Origin of the sequence: Fructobacillus tropaeoli, from assembly GCF_001047135.2 — a bacterium.
GTDB classification, from domain to species: Bacteria; Bacillota; Bacilli; order Lactobacillales; family Lactobacillaceae; genus Fructobacillus; species Fructobacillus tropaeoli.
On the sequence record NZ_DF968086.1, the window covers coordinates 19350 to 40969 of the forward strand.

Consider the following 21620-nt stretch of genomic DNA (forward strand, 5'->3'; position numbering starts at 1 on the left):
CTAGCTATTAACTTTCAACTGTGCCACTGACTTGACCCATATCGACAAAACCAATGGATGGGTTCGTCACAGCGGCATATTTCATGCGTTCATAATCATCTTTAAAGCGCTTGTAGCGATACCAGTTTTTATCTTTTGGACTATTAGCTAACAAGTCCTTACGTGGGTGTTCCAGCGTGTCATATTTATCATCAATATAAACATTGCGCCCATTGACAAAGACCAGGGCTTTTCGGTTATCGAGTCGCGCCACTTCATCTGGGGTCAACAGATCACGGGCCTGTGTTTGGCGGTTTTCAGAACCATTGCGTCCGCTGTTAATCGAGTGATTTCGGATATTGATGGTTTGCTTTCCCGCACGCTGCGAGAGATATTCGGTGGTTTCTTTTTCATTACCACCTAGGAAGATCAAAGTGTCGGCAGTCGCTAAAAGTCCTGCCCAGCCCTTTTGATACATCGTTTTTAACTGATCTAAAGCCTGCAAGATAATCACCAGAGACATTTCACGAGAACGCAAGGTGGCTAAGGCTTTATCAATATGAGGCATTTTCCCAATATTGGCGAACTCGTCCAGCCAGTACCGAAAATGCAGTAAGGGTTTGCCATCTTTGGTCTGACGAATTCCTTCGTTGACTTCATCGACCTTCCGTGACAAAACCGTAATCGACGTGGTCACCAGCAGTGAGGCCAAGAAGTTATAAGAAGCCGAGATTTCCGGGATATGCACAAAGACCGCTGTCTTTTTTTCGTTCCAAGACTCAATGTCCATGGTGTCCTTGTTGATCATGTCAGTAACTTGCTGGTGATCGAAACTAGCAAAGACTGAAACAGCATTCCCAATCACACCCGCTTGGGTCTCAGGTGCTGCAGCAATCGACTTAAAGTTTTTAAATTGTTTCCCTGCATAGTTATTCGGGTGGGACTTTTCCAGTTCAGCGAACAGCAATTCCGTATCACTGGGTTCCTCATCATCGCCGTCTTTTTGCAGACCACGCAAGAGTTCGGTCACCATCGAGATGTCGGCTTGATAGTTATTATCGCGTGAGTCATACCAAAGCAAAGCAATCAAAGAACGCACCAACATATCTGAGGCAAGCTGCCAAAAGTCCTTCTTACGGTCTGAGTCCTGGATTGCAATGGAGATACTGTCCAAAACCCGATCGACATCAAGTTCCGTTGGCATGTAGTTGAAAACATTAAATTGGTCCGAATCCGTCAAACGAGACAGATCAAAGACCTTAATTTGATAACCCTGTTGCCGCAACATGGTTCCAAGTTCGCGGACTAAGAGGCGCTTCGGGTCGGTGACTAAAAAGCTCGAATTCATTTGCATCAGGTTGAGCTTTAAAAAGGTAAAGGTCTTTCCCGAACCAGCACCACCAATCACAAACATGTTCTTGTTACGCTGTTCCGGGCGAGGAAGATTTCGATTGAACAAACCCATTCGACCGTTCTGTGACAAAATCAGGTTATTATCAGGCACGGGGTCTTTGAGTCGATCCATTTCGGCTTGGTTAGCGTATCGAGCCGAACCATGCTCTTCCCCATTTCGATAAACCCCACGATCATTACCATGGGCGTAGAGCATGAGTCCGAGTAGGAAACCCACCATGGCCGTGATTAGTCCGGCAAGGGTTGGCATGAAGTAAAGTGGCCAATGAGAAAGCATTTGTTGGACTTCCGGCGTGTAGTTAAACAAGGCCAACTCTTTTTCACCAAAGGTTTGCCCTGGTAAGTGACTGACAAAATTACCAGCCCAATAAAAAAAGACAGCCAGAAAGCCGCCCAAAATGAGGTGTGGCCGTAATCGTTTCTTATAAGGTCGTTGTGGATCCATTTTATCTTCCTTTCATGGTTGGGTGCATGGGTTGCTTTGGCCTTGTAGCTTGTTTGTGCGGTTGGCTGGCACGCTCGGCTCTCGCTTCTTTGAGCCGGTCCGCCGCGGTCTTCGGACTTTTTTTGTTTAAGCACTCCCACAAGTCGTGGTCGGGGTTTTGAATGTCTTCCAACATATCCGCTAGTGCCGAACGAATCACTCGTTCATTGCGTACTTGAAAGAAGAGCTCCGTTCGATCCCCATTTTTTGCATATGCAAAGGGAACGCCTTTTTTTGCCAAATATTTCTTCAATTCCTCCAAGTTGGCCGGGGTATTAAAGCTATCCGGCAAAGTGACCACCTCTTTCATCGACTTCTCAGCCATAAAGCGGTAGAGTTTTTGCTCGCCTGTCATCGGGCGCGCCTTGAGCCAAAGAGCGCGCGTAAGATCCCGAAGCTCCAATTTGGTCAATTTCGCAAGGGCTTCTAACACTCCTTTGATTGAGGTTTCTCCAACTGAGAAGAAACGGTTCATTACTTGTTGTTGTTCCATTACAATTTCCTTTCTTTACTAAAGGTCTTACCAAGATACGGTTCGATTGTCCTTCTCGGCGTCTTCAACTTCCTTAATGGTGTCGTTAGCCTTCTTTTCGCTTTCCTTCTTCTGGTCCGACTTCTTCTTATCAGCTTCTGTCTTGTCGTCGCCGTGAGTTTGCAAGTATGAGAACCAGTTCAAGGCGGCTTGCACACGTTCTGCTGTTTTATCGCCGGGGTTTCCTTCCCAAGACTGTTGGAACTGGATGGCCAAAGCACCGACGTCCGTGTTTTTAGTTGAGAGAATGTTTTTGGCAATGTTGGCCCCGCTATCGGCCTCTAGCATGAAGTCGATTTGCAGGGTCAAGGAATACCACTTCTTATTCTTTGATTTAGCATATTCTCGCAAAGCCGTGTTTCGACCCCCAGGACCGGGGGCGACGTCCGTCCACTGTCCAAGACCAAGGCCTCGATGAACGATGTTTGGGAACCGTCCATCGTAAATTTGCGGACCGCTCATGTTCAACCAGTTATCATCGTCCCAGGAGTTATCACTAGAACCTACGGGCGCCTTGAGGTAGTCCCCTTCGGCTCGTTTTGGATTGATATTACTTTCAACAGCAAAGTTTCCAATCATAGCGGCGACCCCTTCCATGGTGTAGCCCTTATCTTTCAAGTGCTGCCAAATGGTCAGTGCACGGTCTTCGACCTTAGAAGATGGGTCAAAGTCATCATCAACGATTGAGGTGAACTGCAAGAACTCTACTTTTCTAAAATAAAAGCCAACGTTAGCCGAGAACCACTCTTTTTCATAACTGTTCCAAAGTTTGTATTGTAGCTCTAACTGATTGGAACTAGCGTCACCGAGTATGTCGCCTTCTTGAATCTCTTGGCCGTCATAAGCCCGAAAGTTGGTCAAACCATCAACCACTAAATCATGGCCCTTATCAATGAAAATCCTAATGGCATGGTCATTTAAGACTGACACCTTACCAGCTAGCGGCGCTTTAACCGCTTGGTTTGGCGTCACCACAATGGTGTTCCCATCGTGAAGTTCGGTCTTGTCGTTGACCTTTTCATAACCATATCGCCGGGCAATTTGAACTGGTTTGTCTTCTGGGTTGTCTTGCATATCGGCTAGTTCATGCCCCAAAACCGAAAAGCCCATGCGTCTTGAGGCGTCAATGTCATCACGCACGTCGTTGTTCATCACAAACCAAGGGTTTTGGATAATGTCGGCGGCCTTTTCACCGTCCTCGTTTTTTCCGTCCATCAATTCTTGTGAGGTCAACGCCTTTGACTTCTTATGGGTTTCTTCATAGAGCTTAGTCAAGACAACGGGGTAAGTCCCCTTATCATCAAACTTCCGTAACTTTTGATAACCAGCCCCTTGGTTGGTATCCTTAGGATCAAAGTCTCCAAACATACCATTCAATTGAAACATGAAAGGCTGCCAATCAGTGAAGTAACGGTGGGTCGAATCCGTGTGCTCAGCGTCTTCTTTGGTCAGCGCCAGCCAGGTCTCGTTAATTTCTTGGTTGTCTTGTTTCAGGCCAGGCATACCAGTAGCCCCAGCAAGAATTAAACAGAATGCACAAAGACCGATGAAAACCCAAACAATCTTAGAGCGCATGATTCCTTTCCCAAACAGATCACCAAAAATGTTTTTAAAACGGCGGCCAAAGAAACGTCCAATCTTCGTCGTCTTCTTGTACCGCCCAGCAAAACGGCGAGCCTGTCGTCGCATTTTGAGTTGCAACTTCCGACGGGCTTGACTGGTCTGCTTCCGTAAGCCAAAAAATTGCTTTTCATAAGGCGTCTTTTGAAAGCCACGACCGCGCAATAGATTCTTGGTTCGAACAGCGCCATCATAAGGAATCGTGATGAGGTTTTTGCCAATTTTACCAGTCACCTTTCCTGTGCTTTTGGTTACGCGGCCGTAATATTTCCCTTGTTGGACCTTATCGTAAGTATCGACTCCTTCAGCTAAGACATCGTCGTTTCGTAATTGGGCTTTTAACTTTTGCGCAGAAGAGCTGGTGACCTTATGTTGAACCCCTGTTTTGATACTACTTTTAATTCGATTGCCTAAATAGGTATCGTCTTGTTTTTTCAGGCGCTTATTAACGTTCTTAGCATTTTTCGTTTCGACATTACTAAAGACATTTCTTTTTTTGACGGCGTCACGACCGTGTCGCTTGACGATCTCTTTTTCACGTTCTTTACGTGTTTTACGGCGTTTTTTAAATTCGGCTTTTGCTTCTAACCGAGCTTGACGTGGACTCGACCCTTCATAATCTTTTAAACGTCGTTCCAGCCGTTGCTTTTGCGTGCGTCGGCTTGAAAACTTACGTTTGATCCTATTATCCTTTTCTGATTTCACGGTCTCGTCTCCCTCTTGTTTTATGTATTAAAAAGGCAGCCCATGGCTGCCTTTTTACTGTGTTTAGTTATCAAATAACGCTAGGGCGTCATTAATTTTTTGTTCAAGCACTTCCTTTTCCTTTTGACGTTGAGCTTGCGCCTTTTCTTCATCAGCCAACCGTTGTTTTAGTGTGATGGCTGCCTTATCAGCAAGCTCAATTGGCAGGTTCTTCTTCAAAGTGGTTAAACGCTTTTCGGCGTCAGCTTCAATTTGACCAATGGCGTTGTCGTGGCGAGCATTTTCAGAAGATACCCGTTCTTGACGTTCCTGTTCAACCTCAGCTTCAGCTTCATGTTGAGCCTGTTGCAATGCTTCGGCCGACTCCGCCTTCACAGCCTCGCGAATTTCTGCCGTGCGATCAATGTCAATTTCTTTAGCTAACTTACTTTGTTCAGCCTTTAAGGACTTAATCACATTGGCGACCACATCATTTTCAGGATCTAGAATCTGGTCTTGTGCCTCTTCCACATTTGTCGCACTTTGTGGCGTTTCCGCTACATTTGTCGCGCTTTGTCGCGTTTCTTGGTCATCCGCTAGCGAACGAATGATGTCGTTTTGTTCCCGCACGCGGCGACGCAACGCTTCTAATTCCTTGCCCTCATTCTCGGCAACCTGACGACGTAAGCTTTCAATTTCTGATTCTTTTTCATCGTTGGGAGAAGCGACGGCTACATTTGTCGCACTTTGTGGCGCTTTCGCCACATTTGTGGCAGTTTGTGGAACTTTCGCTACATTTGTCGCGCTTTGTCGCGTTTCTTCCACATTTGTCGCGTTTAGTGGTATTTCTTCAAATGATCCGTCTTGTCCCACCTGTGTTTCTTCCTCATTCTTTTCCAGTAACCAATCAGCGTTTTGCCTTGACTCCGCTTTTTGAACCGGTTCGTCCTCATCAGCGGGTTTGGGCTGTTGCGCATAGTAGATCAGTTCTTTAAACTTCCGGTCCGCTTCTTCTTGATCGACTTCTTCTGCGGGCTCGTAAGGGTCAATCTTGCTGTCATCGGGAATGCCGTTAATCAGACGTTGATCATATGGCAGACGTTCCTTGCCATAAAAGCCGTCCATTAGTTCGTCGACTTCCACTTCTAGCGGTAAGTTAAACAGTTCGGCAAACATCACCACGCCATCTTGATTTTCCTTTTTGGCCACGATTTGGTCCGTCTCACCAGACCGTTCCATGATTTGACTCAAGCTCTCAATTTCATTAGCGAGATCTTCAGGGCTTGAAAAGTCCAGGTCATCAATGCTTTGACCAAAGCGGATAGAATAGGTCCATACGTCATCGCCACGCTTCTTCTTCTTCTTTTTACCCTTGCTTCTAACGCCCGGGAATAACCAACTAATCAACCCCATTTGCTCGCTCCTTTGCTTTCTCTTCAATAATTGCCAACAGGTCCTCTGGTTTAATATCGTTTTCCGCCATCGTTTCTTGAATCAATTGATCATTAAGCGCTTGTTGTTCTTGTTTTTTAAGTGCCAACTTTTCTTCCAATTGATCGATTTCTTTGTCGATTCGTTGTTTCTTCGACAAGGTGCGTCCTGATTTCTTTGCCATTTCTACCTCCAATAAATCAATAAAAAAAGACCCATTCTGTCTTGAGTCCTACTTAATCTGCTATATCGTTGTTGTCATCTTTGACCGGCGCATTGTTCCGTTCCTGTTGAACATTTTGCTGGTTTTGTGTATCCGTGTTATCCGTCAATTTCTTAGGACGAATATCATTGACCTTCAATTTGCCGTTTTCGTTAACATAGGTCAATAGCAGTGTGGCCGTCTTGTGTTGGCGTACGCCAGTTGAACGATCATCTTTCTTCGTCAATGATTGGTTCACGTAATTGACCGTCACGATGGCTTGCTTTTTATCAGCGTCAATGAAAATATCAGCACTTTCAAATTCTTGGTCCACGACAAAGCCTTTATAAACTGCATTTGTTGGCTGGTCCTCTGTTTTGACCGTGTTTTGATAGGCGTTTTTGGTCATATAATCTTGATAGCGACTACGGTTCTCACCTAAATCCTTCCGCGTATAATAAGCCATCAAAAAATTCTTTACGCTCTTTGAACTAAGGGTTGTTGAACTCGGTGTTTTTGAGGTGCTCGTCTTTGAGCTGGGCTTATGCGAGGGCGTAATCACCGCACTGGCAAAGGCAACGCCTAAAACCAAGCCTAAGAATAAGGTACAGACCGTTTTTACCCGGGCCTTTATGTTGAGTTTCTTTTTATCTAACATCGTTCTCTCTTTCTGTTAAGCACGAACATCAGTGTTCAGTAGCTCAAACAACTTGGTATTCTTGGGAATTTCATTTTCAAATGGAATCATGATTCCATCAACCTGGATTAAGCCCGTTCCCTTTGGCGGACGGCCACCACAGAATTGGTTTAGTAGAACCGAATCATAGCCTAGGGTTTCTGACATCATTTGCAGGTCGGGACCTTTTTGCCGTAACAAAATCATAAACTCGGTGTTTGTTATCATCTTCTGACCCGCGTTCTTGGTCAGTAAGGTAATAATATTTTGCGTGATACCAGTTGGAATAGCACCATATTTTCGGACACGCGCCCAGAGGTTTGTAAACCATTGGGCATTGTCGTCGGTTTCAAAATTAACTTGAATCTCGTCAAAGTAAAGCCAAGTAGTGGCCTTGTTTTGGTAAGACACGACTTGTTTCCAAATCTGGTCCAAAATAACTTTCATGGCAAAAGGCTTCATCGTGGAATCCAAACTCTTCGTGTTGAAGATAATAAAACGGTTGGACAAGTCGATATTCGTTTCATAAGCAAAAATGTTCTGCGCCCCCTTGGTATAAGGGAACATGGCATTTGACAACTCAGCCGCTGCTTCATCTTCTTGCTGGTCCAAAACATCTTGCCAATCCATTAAGGTTGGCTTCGGATAGCGTGCATAGGTCATTTGAGTGACGCGATCAATGATTCCTCGTTCACTAGGGGTCAACGGCATAACATCTGAGAGCAAAGAGATTAACAGGTTGGTCTTTTCCTTGTAAAGATCTAACTTACGATCTTCATTATCCAGGTCATCACGGTTGGGCAAGTCTAAAATGTTCAAGTGGTTATCGGTTCCGGTCGAAATATCCAAAATCTCAGCACCTAAAGCACGGCCAATTGGCAGATACTCGGATTCCGGGTCCACAATCACAATTCGATCATCGGGGTGGTTGAGTAGTGTGTTCAGGATTTGGTACTTAGTGGCCACTGACTTACCAGAACCAGACGAGCCTAAAATCAAACCAGATGGGGTGATTAATTCGTCTCGGTTCTTTCGATCAATGGTAATCAGATTTTTTGAGATTTGGTTTTGACCAAAGAACTCACCATGGGGACTTTGCAATTCTACGGAAGTAAAAGGTACCTGCGTTGCCACGTTGAGAGTCGTCATGTCCCGCATAAACTCTTTAGTTGGCAACTTGTCTAACACCGCGTGTCCAATAGGTAAGACTGTGTTAAAGCCTTCTTCTTGATAGTTGTAAACACTTTCAATATTGACCCCTTGCCCTTGGCCAACTCCCTTAATATCGTTTGTAGCAGTGCGTAAATCTTCCTTACTGTCCGCCATTATCATAATAGTAAAGGTTCCCGAAAAGAGCTTTTGCGTGTTGTCCTTGAAGTCAGCCTGCAAGGCCGCCGTGGAATCTTTAATTTCCAAGGCAGCACCCGAAACCATGTCTTCACCAATTCCGTCTTTAAAGTTATCTTTTTGTTGTCGGCGCATATCAATCTTATTTTGCGTGGCAATCGAATTAACTTTTCGCTTGGTTTCTTGCATGTTGTAAGGTTCCGCATGGATTGAGATAACCATCTCGCGGTTCAACCTTAGTAATTCGCGAATTAATTTATCTTCCATCAGCTTTGGATAATCATGGATATACATGATTCGGGCAAACTTATCGTTAATTTTTAAATAGCCCGACTCAATGTCCATCGTTTTAGAGGCAACCGCGTCCTTATTACTGGTAGCAATGTCCAGGTCACGAATTGGTAGTTCGTCACCGGGGTTGGTCATGAAGTTCAAAACATGAGCCCGCTGCTTGCCATTAAGACTTTCAAAACGAAGATCAATCCCGTTTTCTTGGAACCGTTGGGTAAAGTCCTTCGCGGCCTTGTTAATATCTTTTTCGCCCTCTTCAGCATTCCTTGAATCGGCGGACAATGTAATATAACGACGTACTTGGAACTCGTTTTCAGAGGTCGTAAACTTTTGCGCCATAATTTGATTGATCTCGGAACGATAAATATCATTTTCATCACCAGTCAAGGGCATTAGTAAGTTTTGAATGGCTCGTTCCCCGACCCGTTCGTTGACAACCGTTAGTTCAAAAGCGTCATGATGATCTAAAGAGTTCAGCGCTTTGGCATAAGACAAAACAACACCATCTTGTTGGGTCTCACCGGCAGCTTCATAAGCCACATCGTTTAGTCGGTATTGACGTGAAAATTGATTTTCAGCCACTTTAATCAAGCCATTATCATAAAGCCGTTCAAAACGTAAGGTATCTTGGGTGCTGGGCTTTAATTTTTCAAGCCGTGCCTTTTTTCGAGATTCTCTCGCGGATAAGCGAGGCTTATTTTGTTTCTTTTTCTTTTTAGTAAACACGATTAATTCCTTCCTTTATTTTTTTCAGTTGATCGAAAGCGACGTTCTTTGACGATGAAGTAAAAGTCCAAACTTCGTTTAATTTTGGGCCAATAGCCAACCCATTTCAGCATGATGGGCAATAAGAAGAAGGTGGCCAAAATAAAGGCGGTGAAGTGTCGCAGCAGTGGTGGAACAAAGATTTCGACAACGACGATGGCCGCACAAATTGGCAAGGCCTTAAGTCCTAATTTAAATTGTTGATTGGTGACTAAACCATTAAACATACGTGTCTCATATTTCGATAAGTCAGTATAAAATTCACTTTGGGCCATGATTAAACTCCTAACAGTCGGCGACTAAGATTTTGTGAACCAATGATGACAAAGACGACGGCAATCAATTTCAAAAATGCCCCCATCGCCACCGGAACCCATTCACCAAAAGTAACGGTTTCCGAAAGGCTATCATCTGAGAGAAACATTGGGTAAAGCTTCAAGACGATGATTAAGACCACACTCTGCAAAGAGATGGCCATAATTTGTTTCCAGAAGTTGATGACCACCGACTTGAAGTCCGTCGTCATACCCAGTGAAACAATAATCGGCGAGATAGCCTTGAAAATACAAAGGGTAATGAAACGCAAGAAAATCAGGATCTTCGCCAACAAACCAATACCCACAAAGGCACAAGTATGCAGGGCGAAAATCGTATAGAACAAAGGTTTTTGTGCCCAGTTCATTTTCACCTTCGACGCTTGGAACAAGGCATTTTCTTCGGGACCATTGTGGCCAGATAAACCACCGGTGGTGGCCACATTCTTACCAATCACATTTGTAACCCAAAGCACTGCGTCAATGATTTGAGAAGCCAACATGATGGCGAGAAAAGTTAGGACATACTTGAGCGCCATTTGCATCATGATTTCTGAGTCAATGGGTGTCCCCTGTGTTTCGCGAAAACGCTCACTAGTCTTGGTGAACTCGACTAAAAAACAGACACCTAAAATTGCCAAGGCAATTGGAATCATTGAGTGGACGATGGCTTGGACCCAATCATTGGTATTCGAGTTATATTCGGCCATCGACGAGGTCAAATTATTTAACTCATCTTTACTGATGGTTGATTTAAATAAAAACATACATTCTCATTCCTTTCTTCATGCTTATGTAGCACGGGCCTCTCACCCCGTGCGGGTTTTAAGGAACCGTCCTGTATCTTGTATGTGTTAGAAACTAATGGTACTGAGTGTGGCAATGATACTTGCCGTCACCCCTGTTGAGATAGCGGCCATGACCCCTCCGTTGATCATGCCCTTCAAGCCAGAATCAATCTTGTTGGGATCGTCATTCTTGTTTCCTTCGGACCATTTTTGGTAACCAAAGAGCACTCCGGCCAATCCAATAACAACCAAGACACTTCCAGTAATTCCAATTAAACGTGTAACAAGTTCCATGAGTTAAAACTCTCTTTCTTTTCAAATAAAAAAGCAACGAATAATTTATTCGTTGCTTTTGGTAATATTGCTAAATTCGCTGAGTAAGGATTGCCGACTCAGCTCGACAGATCCTTTCCTTTTGAAATCATTTCGAATAATATGGTTATTCCAACTAGTACCAATATTTTTCTTAATATTAAAACACCATGTCAAGAATATTTCCTCGGTTGATGGCATGCTCGTCGGGCTGATTGTTAAACAGCTTCGACTGGCTTTACGGTTGAAACTGTCTGTTCCTGCTTTGACTGTTCAGCTAGTCCCGCTGATTGCGGTGTTTTCTGAAATTACGTTTACTTTTGAAATGCGTCACTCATAGAATCTTTTTGCAAAACAGTTAATGCCAAGATATATTGAATAATAACTAAAATATCGACGAGAATACATGTAAGGAGAAATCTAATGTCACTTATTTATAGTATATTTAAGGACCTTTCAGAATGGACAGAAAAACGCATCAGAATTTCTTGGTGGACTTTAACCAACGCAATCCTATACGTCACTGCCTTCAATTTATTAAATCTTGGACAGGCCGTTCATAATAATTTATCAGTAAAGGGAATACCATTTCTTCCTCTATTCAATCAAATGACAATAATTATTATTGCTCACATGCCTTCGATTCTTTTTTGGATGATTATTGGAATATTATTTACAATATTTTGTATGGAAGTAACCACCCGTTTACCAATTAAAAGATCATTGTATGCCGATGTAGATCATCAACCGTCACGCGACTGGTCAGTAACTTTTGGAGTTAGTCCTATTTTAAGTATTGTCAGAATACTGATTTATAACTTTTGGACGATTTATTTCTTGATATCTACTTTATACGGAAACACTTTTCAAAACGAACGACAATTCATTGTTACTGACACTGTAACTTTATGTGAGAACGTGTTGTTTTGGGGAAACCTATTTTTAACAATTTTTTTATTACTACAGGCTATTTATTCAAGAAGTATTAAATATCCAGGGATTACACCAATATTTTCTGGCACTTACTTACGCTACTATAATTCAATTTGTTCATTTACCTACATGCCCGATGAATCACAAAAAAAGGAAATAGGAATTTTAAAATATATTATTCCCGTATCAGGTGTTGCTTTTTACATTGTATATGAAGCAACTATTGAACAAAAGCTACTCGATAAAGACAATCTTGTTTACAAGAAAGTATTGCCAGACAAAGTAGCATATCACAGAATATGTTCTTACAATTCATTATCTGAGGCTAAAATTCACTACGATTATCTCGATCAAAAATATAGCAAATCTTGAGATAGCACCAAATTCCTGTCCAAATAGATAGAAACAGAGCAAACATACCGAATAAATAGATTCTCCAGTTAATTAGGCACAAGGCAAGGAATGCTAACATCAACATCAATAATAACAATCCCCTAGCTGCTAACTTTTCACTTTTCATCTATCTTTTACCTTTCCTACTTCGGTCGATTTTTACTGCACATTTAATTTAAATCGACGGCTAAGACCAATTAAGCAGTTTTGTTAGCCGTTGCCAAACGTGCCTTCTTGCGCTTCAATTGTTTAACCTTGGCAAAGTTACCTGAGACAAAGATAGCCCCCGCGGTAGCCGTTGCCAATGCCAGCAACGTAACCTTCTGGTTAGAATTCTTCTTTCCCGTTGATGGAAGAGCAGTGCTACGTGTTGACTTTGTAGCTGTGGCTGGCGTTGAGTAAGTAGACTTACCTGTTTGGCTCACAGATTCGGTTGCTGGCGCTGTTTGTTGCTCAGCTGCCGGTTGCACCGAGGTCTTGACTTGCGTCGCTTCTGCTGGCTTAGCAGTTGGCTCTTGTTGCTGTTGCTGCTGCTGTTGACTGTTATTGTTGGTGATTTGAGGCGTATTCGTGATGGTTGCCCCTTCCTGATGTTGGCTGCCGCCTGTCTGATGAACATCACCACCGTTCTGAGTCGCATTTGGACCAGTTTGGCTTTGCTCGGTCTTTTGATCACCAACAGTTTGTTGAACATTGCCCCCGTTCTGGGTTGTCGTTGGCCCATCTAACTTTTGACTAGCACCAGTTTGTGTTACCGTTTGATCACCATGCACTTGTTGCTGGTTTTCTTCTTGCTGCTGCTGGTTATTGTTGGAAATTTGCGGGTTGTTGCTAATCGCTGGGTTTGACTGAGAGTTTGAACTCGACTGGTTGTTAACGACTGGGTTAGCTGTGGCATTCGACTGGTTATTATTCGTAATGTTAATAACCGGTTGATTATTGCCCCCACCGTTGCAGCTCTTCGTGTCTTCTGACTTATCAAACAAGAACAACTTTGACAGGTAAACATTCCCCGTGCCTTCATCAATCTTAGAAACCGGTACCGTCATCTTCTTTAGCGGAGTGGACTGTCCCTTTTCCGTAACTGTAAAGACATAAGCCGTCTTGTCCGCGTTTAGTTCAATATGAACATAAAGCGGATCAATATGCTGGTAGCCTTCTGGTGCATTTTCTTCCCACAATTCGTAATCCCCGTAAGATATATTGTCAAATTTGTAGTAGCCATCGTAACCATTTGCGTCTGTATGAGTTGTGACCGTTTGCTTCTCACCCTTGGTACCATTAATTGGAATCAAAGAAAGCTGAATCCCATCATAGCCTGACTGAGACTTACCACTTGGCGACTGGGTATACTTGAAACCATCAAAGGAGAAGTTAATCACTTGTTCTTTCGACGTTTCCTCGTTGGTTACAACCGGTGTGTACTCGTCTTGATAATTGATTGAGAACTTGTACTGTTCCTTATCCTTTTGGTAGCCTTCAGGCGCCTTGGTTTCTTTCCAGTAGTAGTCACCCAAGGCCAAATGCTTAACACCAGCTTGGTTCAAATCTTCATCAATTCGCAGGGTCACGTTGTCACGACTAACCTTCTTACCAACGGTTACTTCAGGAACAGGTTGTCCTGCTTCGCTCCACTTAACCGGCGTTCCGTCAGCGTGGTACAGAGTGTATTCTGCACCAGCAAAGGTTGCCCGTCCTTGTGTCTTGTCACCAGTCTGCTTATCTTGCTTGATAACAGACGTGGATCCAGTAACTTCCTGGTTCGTATCACGAGCCAAATCAGCCACCAAAGCAACCGTTTGGCCAACATACTTCAATGTCACCTTCTGTGGCTTACAGGTCTTCACAAAGCCCTTTGAAGCCTTGCTTTCGGTGACGACATAATCACCAAGTGGCAGGTTAGCGTCGGTTTCAGCGTGTCCATTTTCATCAGTGGTGATATGGGCCACAACCTTGCCTAGTTCGTTGTTTTCGTGAACATCAAATTCGTTTCCGGCAAGAGAATAATTACCATTCCAGAGCTTCTTGTCTGATTCTTTTCCAGACTTGTCAACGACAATCTTGCCCTTAACTTCTTGATTAGTACCATCTGTCAAAGAAAGAACAACTTGCTTATCTTGTCCAGCATAAGTAATATCAACAGTCTTTGGTTCAAAGGTCTTCACAAAGCACTTTGAGGCCTGAACTTCTTCAACCACATAAGTCCCGAGTGGCAAATCTTCTCGTGTATGGGCATAACCATTTGCGTCAGTCGTTACTTCATCAACAACTTCACCATTGATGTCACCCTTATGAATCTTAAAGACGTTGCCTGCCAGTGAGTAATTATCATTCCACATCTGGGTACCGGTTTCAGCACCGGTCTTTTGAATGGTAATGCCACCCGTGACTTCTTTGTTGGTTTCAAAAGCCGTATCAAAGACAACCGGAGTTTGTTGGCCGTTGTAAGCCAATTCGACCTTCTGTGGGGTTGCCGTCTTGGCAAATCCCTCAGAGGCCTTCGTTTCGACAACTGTATACTTACCCAACTTCAAGTCAGACTTTGAGTAAGCTTTTCCAGAAGAGTCCGTTGTCACATGATCAACGACGTTGTTTTGCTCGTCTAAGATGTCAAACTCATTACCAGCCAATGTGTAGTGTTCATTGATCATGTTCTTGCCTGACTTTTCGCCAGACTTATCAATAATCAACTGACCCTTCACTTCCTGGTTAGTTCCGCCCGTTGAAGCGATCACGATTGACAACTCTTGACCAGCATAAGTGATGTCAACGTCTTGCGGAATGAAGGTTTTCAAAAATCCTTGAGAAGCTTGCTTTTCTTCCACTACATAATGTCCAAGTGGAAGATCCGTCTTCGTTTCAGCATAACCATTTGCGTCTGTTGAAACTTCAGCGACTACTTCGCCATTGATGTCGCCCTTATGAACAACAAAAACATTATCCTTCAAAGAGTAGTTACCATTCCAAGGGGTCTTCCCTGATTCGGCACCTTCCTTATGAATCTTAATCCCGCCCGTCACTTCTTTGTTCGTTTCAAAGGCCGTATCAAATACTACTGGTATATCTTGCCCGTTGTATTTCAACTGCACATCTTTAGGGGCTGCAGTCTTGGCGAATCCTTCCGAGGCCTTCGTTTCAACAATCGTGTACTTCCCCAATGGCAAGTCTTTTGAAGCCGCCTTACCATTGGTGTCAGTCGTGACATGATCCACAACTTTTCCAGTTGAGTCAATCACGTCAAATTCGTTACCAGCCAAGGTGTAGTGTTCATTGATCATGTTCTTACCGGTTGCTTCACCAGACTTATCAATCAGAACACGGCCCTTAGTTTCCTGGTTGGTTCCATCAGTCATTGACAGAACAACTTGCTTGTCCTGGCCTTCATAGTTGATGTCAACGGTCTTTGGTTCAAAGGTCTTTTGGAAGCCCTTTGAGGCTTGAACTTCCTCGACGACGTAACGACCAAGTGGCAAGTCCTCACGGGTCTTGGCATAACCATTTTCGTCAGTGGTGACAGTATCAACTACCTCGCCATTAATGTCACCCTTATGAATCTTAAAGACGTTGCCTGCTAGTGAGTAATTTTCATTCCACAATTGCGTACCGGTTTCAGCACCCTTCTTTTGAATACTAATACCACCGGTAACTTCCTTATTGGTTCCAGAAGCGTGAACTTCCAGATTATCGACCGAGTCAACATTGACCGTGACCGGGTCGAAGGTACGAGCCAAACCGTCAGAGGCTTGCTTTTCTGTGACCACATACTTACCAGCCGCAAGAACATTACCGGTTTCGGCAGTACCATTGGCGTCGGTTGTGACTGTGGCAACGACTTCACCATCTGCCGTGTCCTTGTGGACTTCAAAGACGTTGTTCGCCAATGAGTAGTTACCGTTGGTCAAGTCTTTAGTAGAAACACCACCATTCTTGAGAATTGACTTATCAATTTTCAAGTTGGCTTTCTTCACCTTGACTTGTAAGTCTGCCGAATTACGACTAGGGTCCTTCGCTGCAAAGACAGGCTGTTGTGGGTTAGACAAGTCGTTGCCGACGTAAGTTCCATATACATAATAAGGCTGGTCGGATAAATCTCGTGCTGTATTCTTTAAACGGATTGAACCGTCCTGTGCGTCATCAGCAGAATTGACGGTTAAGTCGTTGCCGCTAATGGACGCAGAAAGTCCATTAGATCCATTAATGTTCTTAAACTGTTGCAGAACACCGTTGGTATCAGTAACAGTCCCGGACTGACCAGCTAAGATGTTCAATGGGGCCGGAGAGAAGTTGGGTCGTTGTCCCATAGCAGCGGCATTGTTCAAAATCTGTTCAGTCTTGGTAATTGCCCCGGAACCAACAACGCTGGAGTCCCAACCAGTGATGGTTGCGCCAATGGCGTTGTGCATATCGGCTGAGTCAATTTTGTCAGAACCGGCCATTACACCAGGAATCCCATTTTGACCTGAGATAATCGACCAAACAACCAATTGTCCAGCGAAATAAGTTTCACTGTCATGTGCTGCCCCTTGAGCTTGCGCTAAGTAAGCAGCATTATTGATCAAGTTCTGTTGTTGCTTTGTCAACGATTGCCAGTAGTTCGCAGTTAAATCTTGTTGCCCCTGGGCGCTTGAGGCGTATTCGCCCCCCTTCAAGTGAGCAAAAGGATTGATACAAAAGACAACTTGATCATTCACTCGAATGTTCAAAACAGGGTCATTGTGTCCATCAGAAAATTGAATATGCCCTTGAATTGGGTTCGGGCCGGCAAAGGAAACCTTTCCATCTTGTGGCAACTCATCGGCATGAGCCGGCCCCCCATTAATAGCGCCAATCGTTGCCAAAAAAAGACTAGATACCATTGCGGTAATCCAGCACTTTCCAGACTTATACAGCTTATAGTGCTGTCGCGGTTGTGCGTTTTCCATAAGTAATTCCTTTCAAATAAAAAAAACACTCCATAGAGTGTCTTTAAGTAAGCTAATTATTAATATGCACCATAGCTATAAGGTTCCATATCACCTTCATCCCACATGTGGGTATTCATATAGTCAGTAGTGGTAGTCTCAGCGTCCTTCATAGTGCTAAAGTCCGTTTTTGTCCAAATAACATCACCCTTTTCATTCTTAACCCAGCCGGTATAGGTACGGGTTGTCGTTGAAGTAGCGGGGGCAGTTGTTTGGTTAGTGTTAGTAGCTGCTGGTTGTGCAGTTGCCTGCTTTTGTTCTGGCTCTGAAGTGGTCGTAACAGGAGCCACAATTGTATCTGGACTCTTATCAGCTTCCGGTGCACCACCAATACCAGGGGTTGTCGCCGTCTTAGTTCCTGGAACTCGAAGATAGAAAGTACCATCGTTTCCAAAATCATAGTTCGTGCCATCAATGGTTACTTGACCTTGTACCGCACGACCATCTTGGTCAGTGTAGTAAGTCAGACCCCAAGCTTGACGCCAGCCAGCATTTTGACGAACCCCATCGATAAACCAGTAATAAGTGCCGGTATAGTAGCGGAAGCCTGTGTAGAGTTGACCATCTTCATACCAGCGGTAACCACCATTAGCTGATGAGTTATCCCAAATGTAACCTTGCAATGGACGCTGGTAATAAGTGTTGTCATCACCAAAGTTGAAGACCTGTCCGCCAATGATACGGTTACCTTGAACGGCACGGCCATCTTGATCCGTGTAATAAGTCAAGCCCCATGCTTGGCGCCAACCTTCATTTTGGCGAACACCATCAACAAACCAGTAGAAGGTACCTGCATGATAGCGGAAGCCCGTGTAAGGCTTACCGTTTTCGAGCCAGTTCCAACCACCATTAGCAGTCGAAACTTCTGGTGAATAAACGTAACCAGTCGCGTTACTGTCAGCGGCATGGGCCGTTGATCCTGCAAACATGGCAGCAGCGGCTGCACCAGCAAGCATAAATGGTACTTTTTTGGTAAGAATTGATACGTCAAATGTCATTTTTAAACCTTTTTCCTTTTTCTGAATACTTAGTAAGTTCTGATGAAAAGTGATCCTGAATACAATTACATAATATTAGGAAAGACTGAGTGAACACAGAACCAAAAGATATAGATAACAATTGGAATGGTGAAGAACAAAACCACTCCCATCACTGTTAATCCAATCAATAATTGAGCGAACCAATAGATGGCCCCAATAATGATCAAAATAGCTCGAAATGGAAAGAGAATGCACTGCCATAGAAAGCCTGGTATATCAGACCATTCCCAGTCGAAAGCGAAAAAATCGGCCATAGTTTACTCCTTGTCTCTGTGTTCAACTTCTTTTAGAACAGAAGCTAAGTGTACATGCTTTTTTATTGCTTTAAAACAAGTTCTCCTACTTCATCACGAACAGCAATCAGCTTTTTACCAACCTTGATCGATTGGATTTCTTGCCACTTATCGCTCAACTTGTAGGACATACGAACCTCATGTTCCTTTCCATGAATGATTCCAATTTGTGCCGGACCGACTAATCGATCTGCACGCAAATCATAAATGACCCCATCTGCTAATTTAGCAGTAGGAACAGCGGTGTGGTTGTAAGCAATTTGTCGAATATCTTTTAATCGCAGCATGATGATCTCCTTTTTTCTAGGCTAATCATTTCTTTTTTCCTGCTCGATAAAAGAAGCGACAGCCTGATCTAATAAGTGTAACAATGGAACGCCGGTCTTATTTTTCAACTCAATTAGCTCGGCATAATTATCCGAGTTGATTCGAACAGACTTGGTTCCAGAAGTGGATAAGGATCCTGACTTCTGCTTGACAGTTTCCCTCTTTTTTACAGTTGTTGCTTTTTTACCGGTTGGCTCATTATCTAAGAATTGCGCAAATTTGTTTGTTCCCTTGGTCATCTTATACCACCTCAATTACTTTCTCAAAGATTGCTCGCAACTGTTCTTTCAAGACCTCATCAGTGGTTGAAAAAACGGCTTTATCGTCAGCAATCCTTGTTCTTCTTGGTAGATAACCGAGATACTCAGGGTAACTCTGCAACTCAGCTAAGAGATCCTTAGAAGCATTTTCTGACAAGTTGATCTTATTAGCAATTAAAGCTAGCTTTATTTCTGAGTTAAAATCATCATTTAGCTCTTGCACAAACTTCTTTAAAGCAACTATAGCTAAGAAAGAATCTTTAGAGGCCTCAGCAACTCCTAGAACAAGGTCCGAAACAATAAGAGCGTTTTGCGTTAAAATGCCTTCATCGTTCTCAGTATCGATCACAATGTAATCATACTTTTTGGATAATTTTTCTTCGTTAAGCGCTAACCATTTGCCAAAGATATACTCGCGACGCCTTCGTGAGTTCAAGCGTTCTTTTAACTGTTCGACTGAGCTATGCCCGGCAATGAGATCAAAGTTATCACCCAATTTAATTGGTGAAACATCACCATTCTCAAATAGATTGACAACCGTGTTGTTTAAGTTCGTATAGTGTCCGTATCGGTTGGTTAAGTTGGTTGAGTCATCAAAGTCCAATAAAAGCACTCGATGATTCTTTTTTAAGTATTCAGCTAAGTTAAAAGCTAAGGTGGTTTTACCAGCACCACCTTTATTGACATTGACGGTAATTATTTTCATGTTAAATCTCCTTTAGGTGCGAATCGAGAACCATACTCCTTAGTGGCAACTAAGTGGCCTCCTTGTCGCTTAGCGATAAGAATACGTCCTTGTGACAAGGAATATAACTGTGAAAGCGCTTTGACAAAGGGCATTTTAAAAGCAACTGCTGCAGACATGCCGTTAATCACGGCGTCTGTGCGAATGAAGTAAAAGCCATCGGCCTTTACCTTCCCTTTCTTTCCGTTATTTAACACGCCTTCGACATTTCCAATTCGTCCTAAACGGCGAAGATCATTAATTGTTAATTCGTGCATTTCTACTACCTCCTTAGGCATACACGGCCATCATTATGGCGTTAGCTGTACTCTTACTGACCAAATCATGTCAGTAGGGCCGACTGCTTTTTTTTACATACCGTTTTAAGTCTAGTAACGGCAAACTCCCCAAATTTTTGTTTGGTGTTGGCTGCTGGACTGAGCGATTAGGCTCAGCATCCATCTCCCCTATTCACTTTATCCATAGCAGCACTAATCGGGACGATGGTTTTTTTCAGTTTTCAATGTTCAAGGACGGCTTTTAGATGGCCTTCCCCGGGGCCAAAATAATTAAATGATTCGTTTAATCACAGGAACTATTCAAATGGCTCCAACCCTGGAAAGTTCTTTTTCATTTCAAGGTCAAGTGTTTCACAACAACGTTGAATATAGACCATATTAGCCGAATCGTTATTAGCGGCCTTGGTGATTGCCTCACTAACAAGCAAAGCACCATACTGATTCTTTAGTTGTTCAAGCGTTCTTTTTTTGACTTGCGACATTTTAGAATCCGTTTCGTCGATGTATTGGTCAACCAACAGGTCAATGTCTGATTGCGCTTGCGTATATACATAGTCATCATCTTCATCATCAATAGAATTAATCTCAGTATGATTTAAGTAAGTATCACTATACTCAGTATCATTAGAGTGTCGTTTTGACATCTCTTGAAGTGTCGTTTTGACATCTCTTGAAGTGTCATTTTGACATTTCTTGAAGTGTCGTTTTGACACTTCCGGTTCTCCCAAGCCTTCTCCGTCTTTTATTAGAGGATTTTCATCGTTAGCGGCTCCAAGATATAGTCTATTTGGTTTGTTTAGCCCTTGACGAACCTCTTCTAGAAGACCGAATTTAGTCAGGTCGCGTTTAATTGCAATAACTTTTTTATTACCACAACCCAAGATTTCTTGAAGAGCAGCGATCGTAAAAACAAAATAGACATTTTGTTCCTCATCAATCCAACCATTTTTAAGTGACAACTCAAAACGATCTCGCAAAATGGCGTAAGCTGTTTTTGATTCCAGCTTCATATCCTGATATTTTTCAGAAGTGAAAAAGACTTTTGGAAGACGATAAAACTGTTCAAATGTTTTAACTTGTTCTAATGATATTCGCTGCATAATAACGGACCGTTGTTAATCTAAAAATCAACTTTCTCTAGTAACTTACTTAAAGTCATATTCATAGCTTTCGCCAATTTCTCAGCGTTTCGCATATTTAAATGGCGACCATAATTGTTCTGTTCAATAGCAGAGATTAAACTTTGTGTTGTGCCAGCGCTCTTAGCAAACTCAGTTTGTGATAAGACGTGAGACTGACGGTATTCCTTAACAAATTCCCCAATATGTTGTTTCATGATATGTACCCTTATTTAGAATGTATTTATTTTTCGATAAAAAAGTGCAAAAAAAAATAAGCTAACAAATTAGCTTATTCTGCACACCTAAGTCGATGAGAACCGTTACTGAATAACGGTTTAAAGCTCCCCTGTTAACTTTAATTTTACAAGCTACGTGCAACCCTAAAATTAACAACGTAAGTAAACAATCGCTCCGAGGCTTGGTATAAGGCC

The 21620-nt window shown here is 43.1% G+C and carries 18 protein-coding genes and 1 pseudogene; 1 reads left to right on the plus strand and 18 read right to left on the minus strand.

Annotated features, from left to right (window positions below):
* Positions 1 to 7: 7 nt before the first annotated feature.
* From AOQ32_RS06855 to AOQ32_RS06900, 10 genes are all read right to left on the minus strand, one after another.
* Positions 8 to 1837 carry a VirD4-like conjugal transfer protein, CD1115 family gene (locus AOQ32_RS06855; RefSeq protein ID WP_083994457.1) on the minus strand — a complete coding sequence of 610 codons (1830 nt, stop codon included), beginning with the start codon at positions 1835 to 1837 and terminating at the stop codon, positions 8 to 10.
* 1 nt (position 1838) lies between these two features.
* A complete protein-coding gene (locus AOQ32_RS06860) occupies positions 1839 to 2369 on the minus strand; it encodes a DUF3801 domain-containing protein (RefSeq protein WP_059394165.1) in 531 nt (176 codons plus the stop codon).
* Between the two features lie 27 nt (positions 2370 to 2396).
* On the minus strand, positions 2397 to 4733 hold the full coding sequence (locus AOQ32_RS06865; RefSeq protein WP_059394166.1) for a phage tail tip lysozyme: 2337 nt from the start codon (positions 4731 to 4733) through the stop codon (positions 2397 to 2399).
* Positions 4734 to 4796: 63 nt separating this feature from the next.
* Positions 4797 to 6125, minus strand: a complete 1329-nt coding sequence (locus AOQ32_RS06870) for a hypothetical protein (protein WP_059394167.1) — start codon at positions 6123 to 6125, stop codon at positions 4797 to 4799.
* On the minus strand, positions 6112 to 6327 hold the full coding sequence (locus tag AOQ32_RS06875; protein ID WP_059394168.1) for a hypothetical protein: 216 nt from the start codon (positions 6325 to 6327) through the stop codon (positions 6112 to 6114). The genes AOQ32_RS06870 and AOQ32_RS06875 overlap by 14 nt, the downstream gene beginning before the upstream one ends.
* Positions 6328 to 6379: 52 nt before the next feature.
* Complete coding sequence (locus tag AOQ32_RS06880) at positions 6380 to 7003, minus strand: hypothetical protein (protein WP_059394169.1); 624 nt, start codon at positions 7001 to 7003, stop codon at positions 6380 to 6382.
* A 15-nt stretch (positions 7004 to 7018) separates the two neighbouring features.
* Entirely contained in the window at positions 7019 to 9241 is a 2223-nt protein-coding gene (locus AOQ32_RS06885) for a VirB4-like conjugal transfer ATPase, CD1110 family (protein WP_158531877.1), read from the minus strand.
* 146 nt (positions 9242 to 9387) lie between these two features.
* Positions 9388 to 9699: a hypothetical protein gene (locus tag AOQ32_RS06890; RefSeq protein ID WP_059394171.1), complete on the minus strand. Its 312-nt coding sequence runs from the start codon at positions 9697 to 9699 to the stop codon at positions 9388 to 9390.
* Between the two features lie 2 nt (positions 9700 to 9701).
* Positions 9702 to 10505, minus strand: a complete 804-nt coding sequence (locus tag AOQ32_RS06895; RefSeq protein WP_059394172.1) for a hypothetical protein — start codon at positions 10503 to 10505, stop codon at positions 9702 to 9704.
* Positions 10506 to 10592: 87 nt separating this feature from the next.
* On the minus strand, positions 10593 to 10820 hold the full coding sequence (locus AOQ32_RS06900) for a hypothetical protein (RefSeq protein ID WP_059394173.1): 228 nt from the start codon (positions 10818 to 10820) through the stop codon (positions 10593 to 10595).
* A gap of 441 nt (positions 10821 to 11261) precedes the next feature.
* On the opposite strand from AOQ32_RS06900, the gene AOQ32_RS06905 reads away from it, so the two are divergent.
* Positions 11262 to 12143 (plus strand): hypothetical protein, encoded by an 882-nt coding sequence (locus AOQ32_RS06905; RefSeq protein ID WP_059394174.1) that lies wholly within the window; start codon positions 11262 to 11264, stop codon positions 12141 to 12143.
* 218 nt (positions 12144 to 12361) lie between these two features.
* Here the strand turns inward: AOQ32_RS06905 and AOQ32_RS06910 are convergent, their stop codons facing one another.
* From AOQ32_RS06910 to AOQ32_RS06950, 8 genes and pseudogenes are all read right to left on the minus strand, one after another.
* Positions 12362 to 17086, minus strand: coding sequence for a SpaA isopeptide-forming pilin-related protein (locus tag AOQ32_RS06910; RefSeq protein WP_059394175.1), 4725 nt, complete (start codon positions 17084 to 17086; stop codon positions 12362 to 12364).
* Positions 17087 to 17490: 404 nt separating this feature from the next.
* A pseudogene (locus tag AOQ32_RS09200) lies at positions 17491 to 18015 on the minus strand (1,4-beta-N-acetylmuramidase); the annotation flags it as partial.
* 466 nt (positions 18016 to 18481) lie between these two features.
* Positions 18482 to 18745 (minus strand): hypothetical protein, encoded by a 264-nt coding sequence (locus AOQ32_RS06925; protein WP_059394177.1) that lies wholly within the window; start codon positions 18743 to 18745, stop codon positions 18482 to 18484.
* 21 nt (positions 18746 to 18766) lie between these two features.
* Entirely contained in the window at positions 18767 to 19024 is a 258-nt protein-coding gene (locus AOQ32_RS06930) for a ribbon-helix-helix domain-containing protein (RefSeq protein ID WP_059394178.1), read from the minus strand.
* A 1-nt stretch (position 19025) separates the two neighbouring features.
* Positions 19026 to 19751 (minus strand): ParA family protein, encoded by a 726-nt coding sequence (locus AOQ32_RS06935; RefSeq protein ID WP_059394179.1) that lies wholly within the window; start codon positions 19749 to 19751, stop codon positions 19026 to 19028.
* A complete protein-coding gene (locus AOQ32_RS06940) occupies positions 19748 to 20047 on the minus strand; it encodes a hypothetical protein (protein ID WP_059394180.1) in 300 nt (99 codons plus the stop codon). Before AOQ32_RS06940 ends, AOQ32_RS06935 begins: the two co-directional genes overlap by 4 nt.
* Before the next feature lie 317 nt (positions 20048 to 20364).
* A complete protein-coding gene (locus AOQ32_RS06945) occupies positions 20365 to 21168 on the minus strand; it encodes a replication initiator protein A (protein WP_059394181.1) in 804 nt (267 codons plus the stop codon).
* Between the two features lie 20 nt (positions 21169 to 21188).
* Positions 21189 to 21404 (minus strand): helix-turn-helix transcriptional regulator, encoded by a 216-nt coding sequence (locus AOQ32_RS06950; protein ID WP_059394182.1) that lies wholly within the window; start codon positions 21402 to 21404, stop codon positions 21189 to 21191.
* Positions 21405 to 21620: the final 216 nt, after the last annotated feature.

Coding starts and splice junctions, on each gene's coding strand:
- AOQ32_RS06870 (WP_059394167.1), bottom strand. CDS start 6,125: ATGGGGTTGATTAGTTGGTTATTCCCGGGCGTTAGAAGCAAGGGTAAA.
- AOQ32_RS06900 (WP_059394173.1), bottom strand. CDS start 10,820: ATGGAACTTGTTACACGTTTAATTGGAATTACTGGAAGTGTCTTGGTT.
- AOQ32_RS06890 (WP_059394171.1), bottom strand. CDS start 9,699: ATGGCCCAAAGTGAATTTTATACTGACTTATCGAAATATGAGACACGT.
- AOQ32_RS06880 (WP_059394169.1), bottom strand. CDS start 7,003: ATGTTAGATAAAAAGAAACTCAACATAAAGGCCCGGGTAAAAACGGTC.
- AOQ32_RS06925 (WP_059394177.1), bottom strand. CDS start 18,745: ATGCTGCGATTAAAAGATATTCGACAAATTGCTTACAACCACACCGCT.
- AOQ32_RS06935 (WP_059394179.1), bottom strand. CDS start 19,751: ATGAAAATAATTACCGTCAATGTCAATAAAGGTGGTGCTGGTAAAACC.
- AOQ32_RS06930 (WP_059394178.1), bottom strand. CDS start 19,024: ATGACCAAGGGAACAAACAAATTTGCGCAATTCTTAGATAATGAGCCA.
- AOQ32_RS06895 (WP_059394172.1), bottom strand. CDS start 10,505: ATGTTTTTATTTAAATCAACCATCAGTAAAGATGAGTTAAATAATTTG.
- AOQ32_RS06950 (WP_059394182.1), bottom strand. CDS start 21,404: ATGAAACAACATATTGGGGAATTTGTTAAGGAATACCGTCAGTCTCAC.
- AOQ32_RS06940 (WP_059394180.1), bottom strand. CDS start 20,047: ATGCACGAATTAACAATTAATGATCTTCGCCGTTTAGGACGAATTGGA.
- AOQ32_RS06860 (WP_059394165.1), bottom strand. CDS start 2,369: ATGGAACAACAACAAGTAATGAACCGTTTCTTCTCAGTTGGAGAAACC.
- AOQ32_RS06910 (WP_059394175.1), bottom strand. CDS start 17,086: ATGGAAAACGCACAACCGCGACAGCACTATAAGCTGTATAAGTCTGGA.
- AOQ32_RS06945 (WP_059394181.1), bottom strand. CDS start 21,168: ATGCAGCGAATATCATTAGAACAAGTTAAAACATTTGAACAGTTTTAT.
- AOQ32_RS06905 (WP_059394174.1), top strand. CDS start 11,262: ATGTCACTTATTTATAGTATATTTAAGGACCTTTCAGAATGGACAGAA.
- AOQ32_RS06875 (WP_059394168.1), bottom strand. CDS start 6,327: ATGGCAAAGAAATCAGGACGCACCTTGTCGAAGAAACAACGAATCGAC.
- AOQ32_RS06855 (WP_083994457.1), bottom strand. CDS start 1,837: ATGGATCCACAACGACCTTATAAGAAACGATTACGGCCACACCTCATT.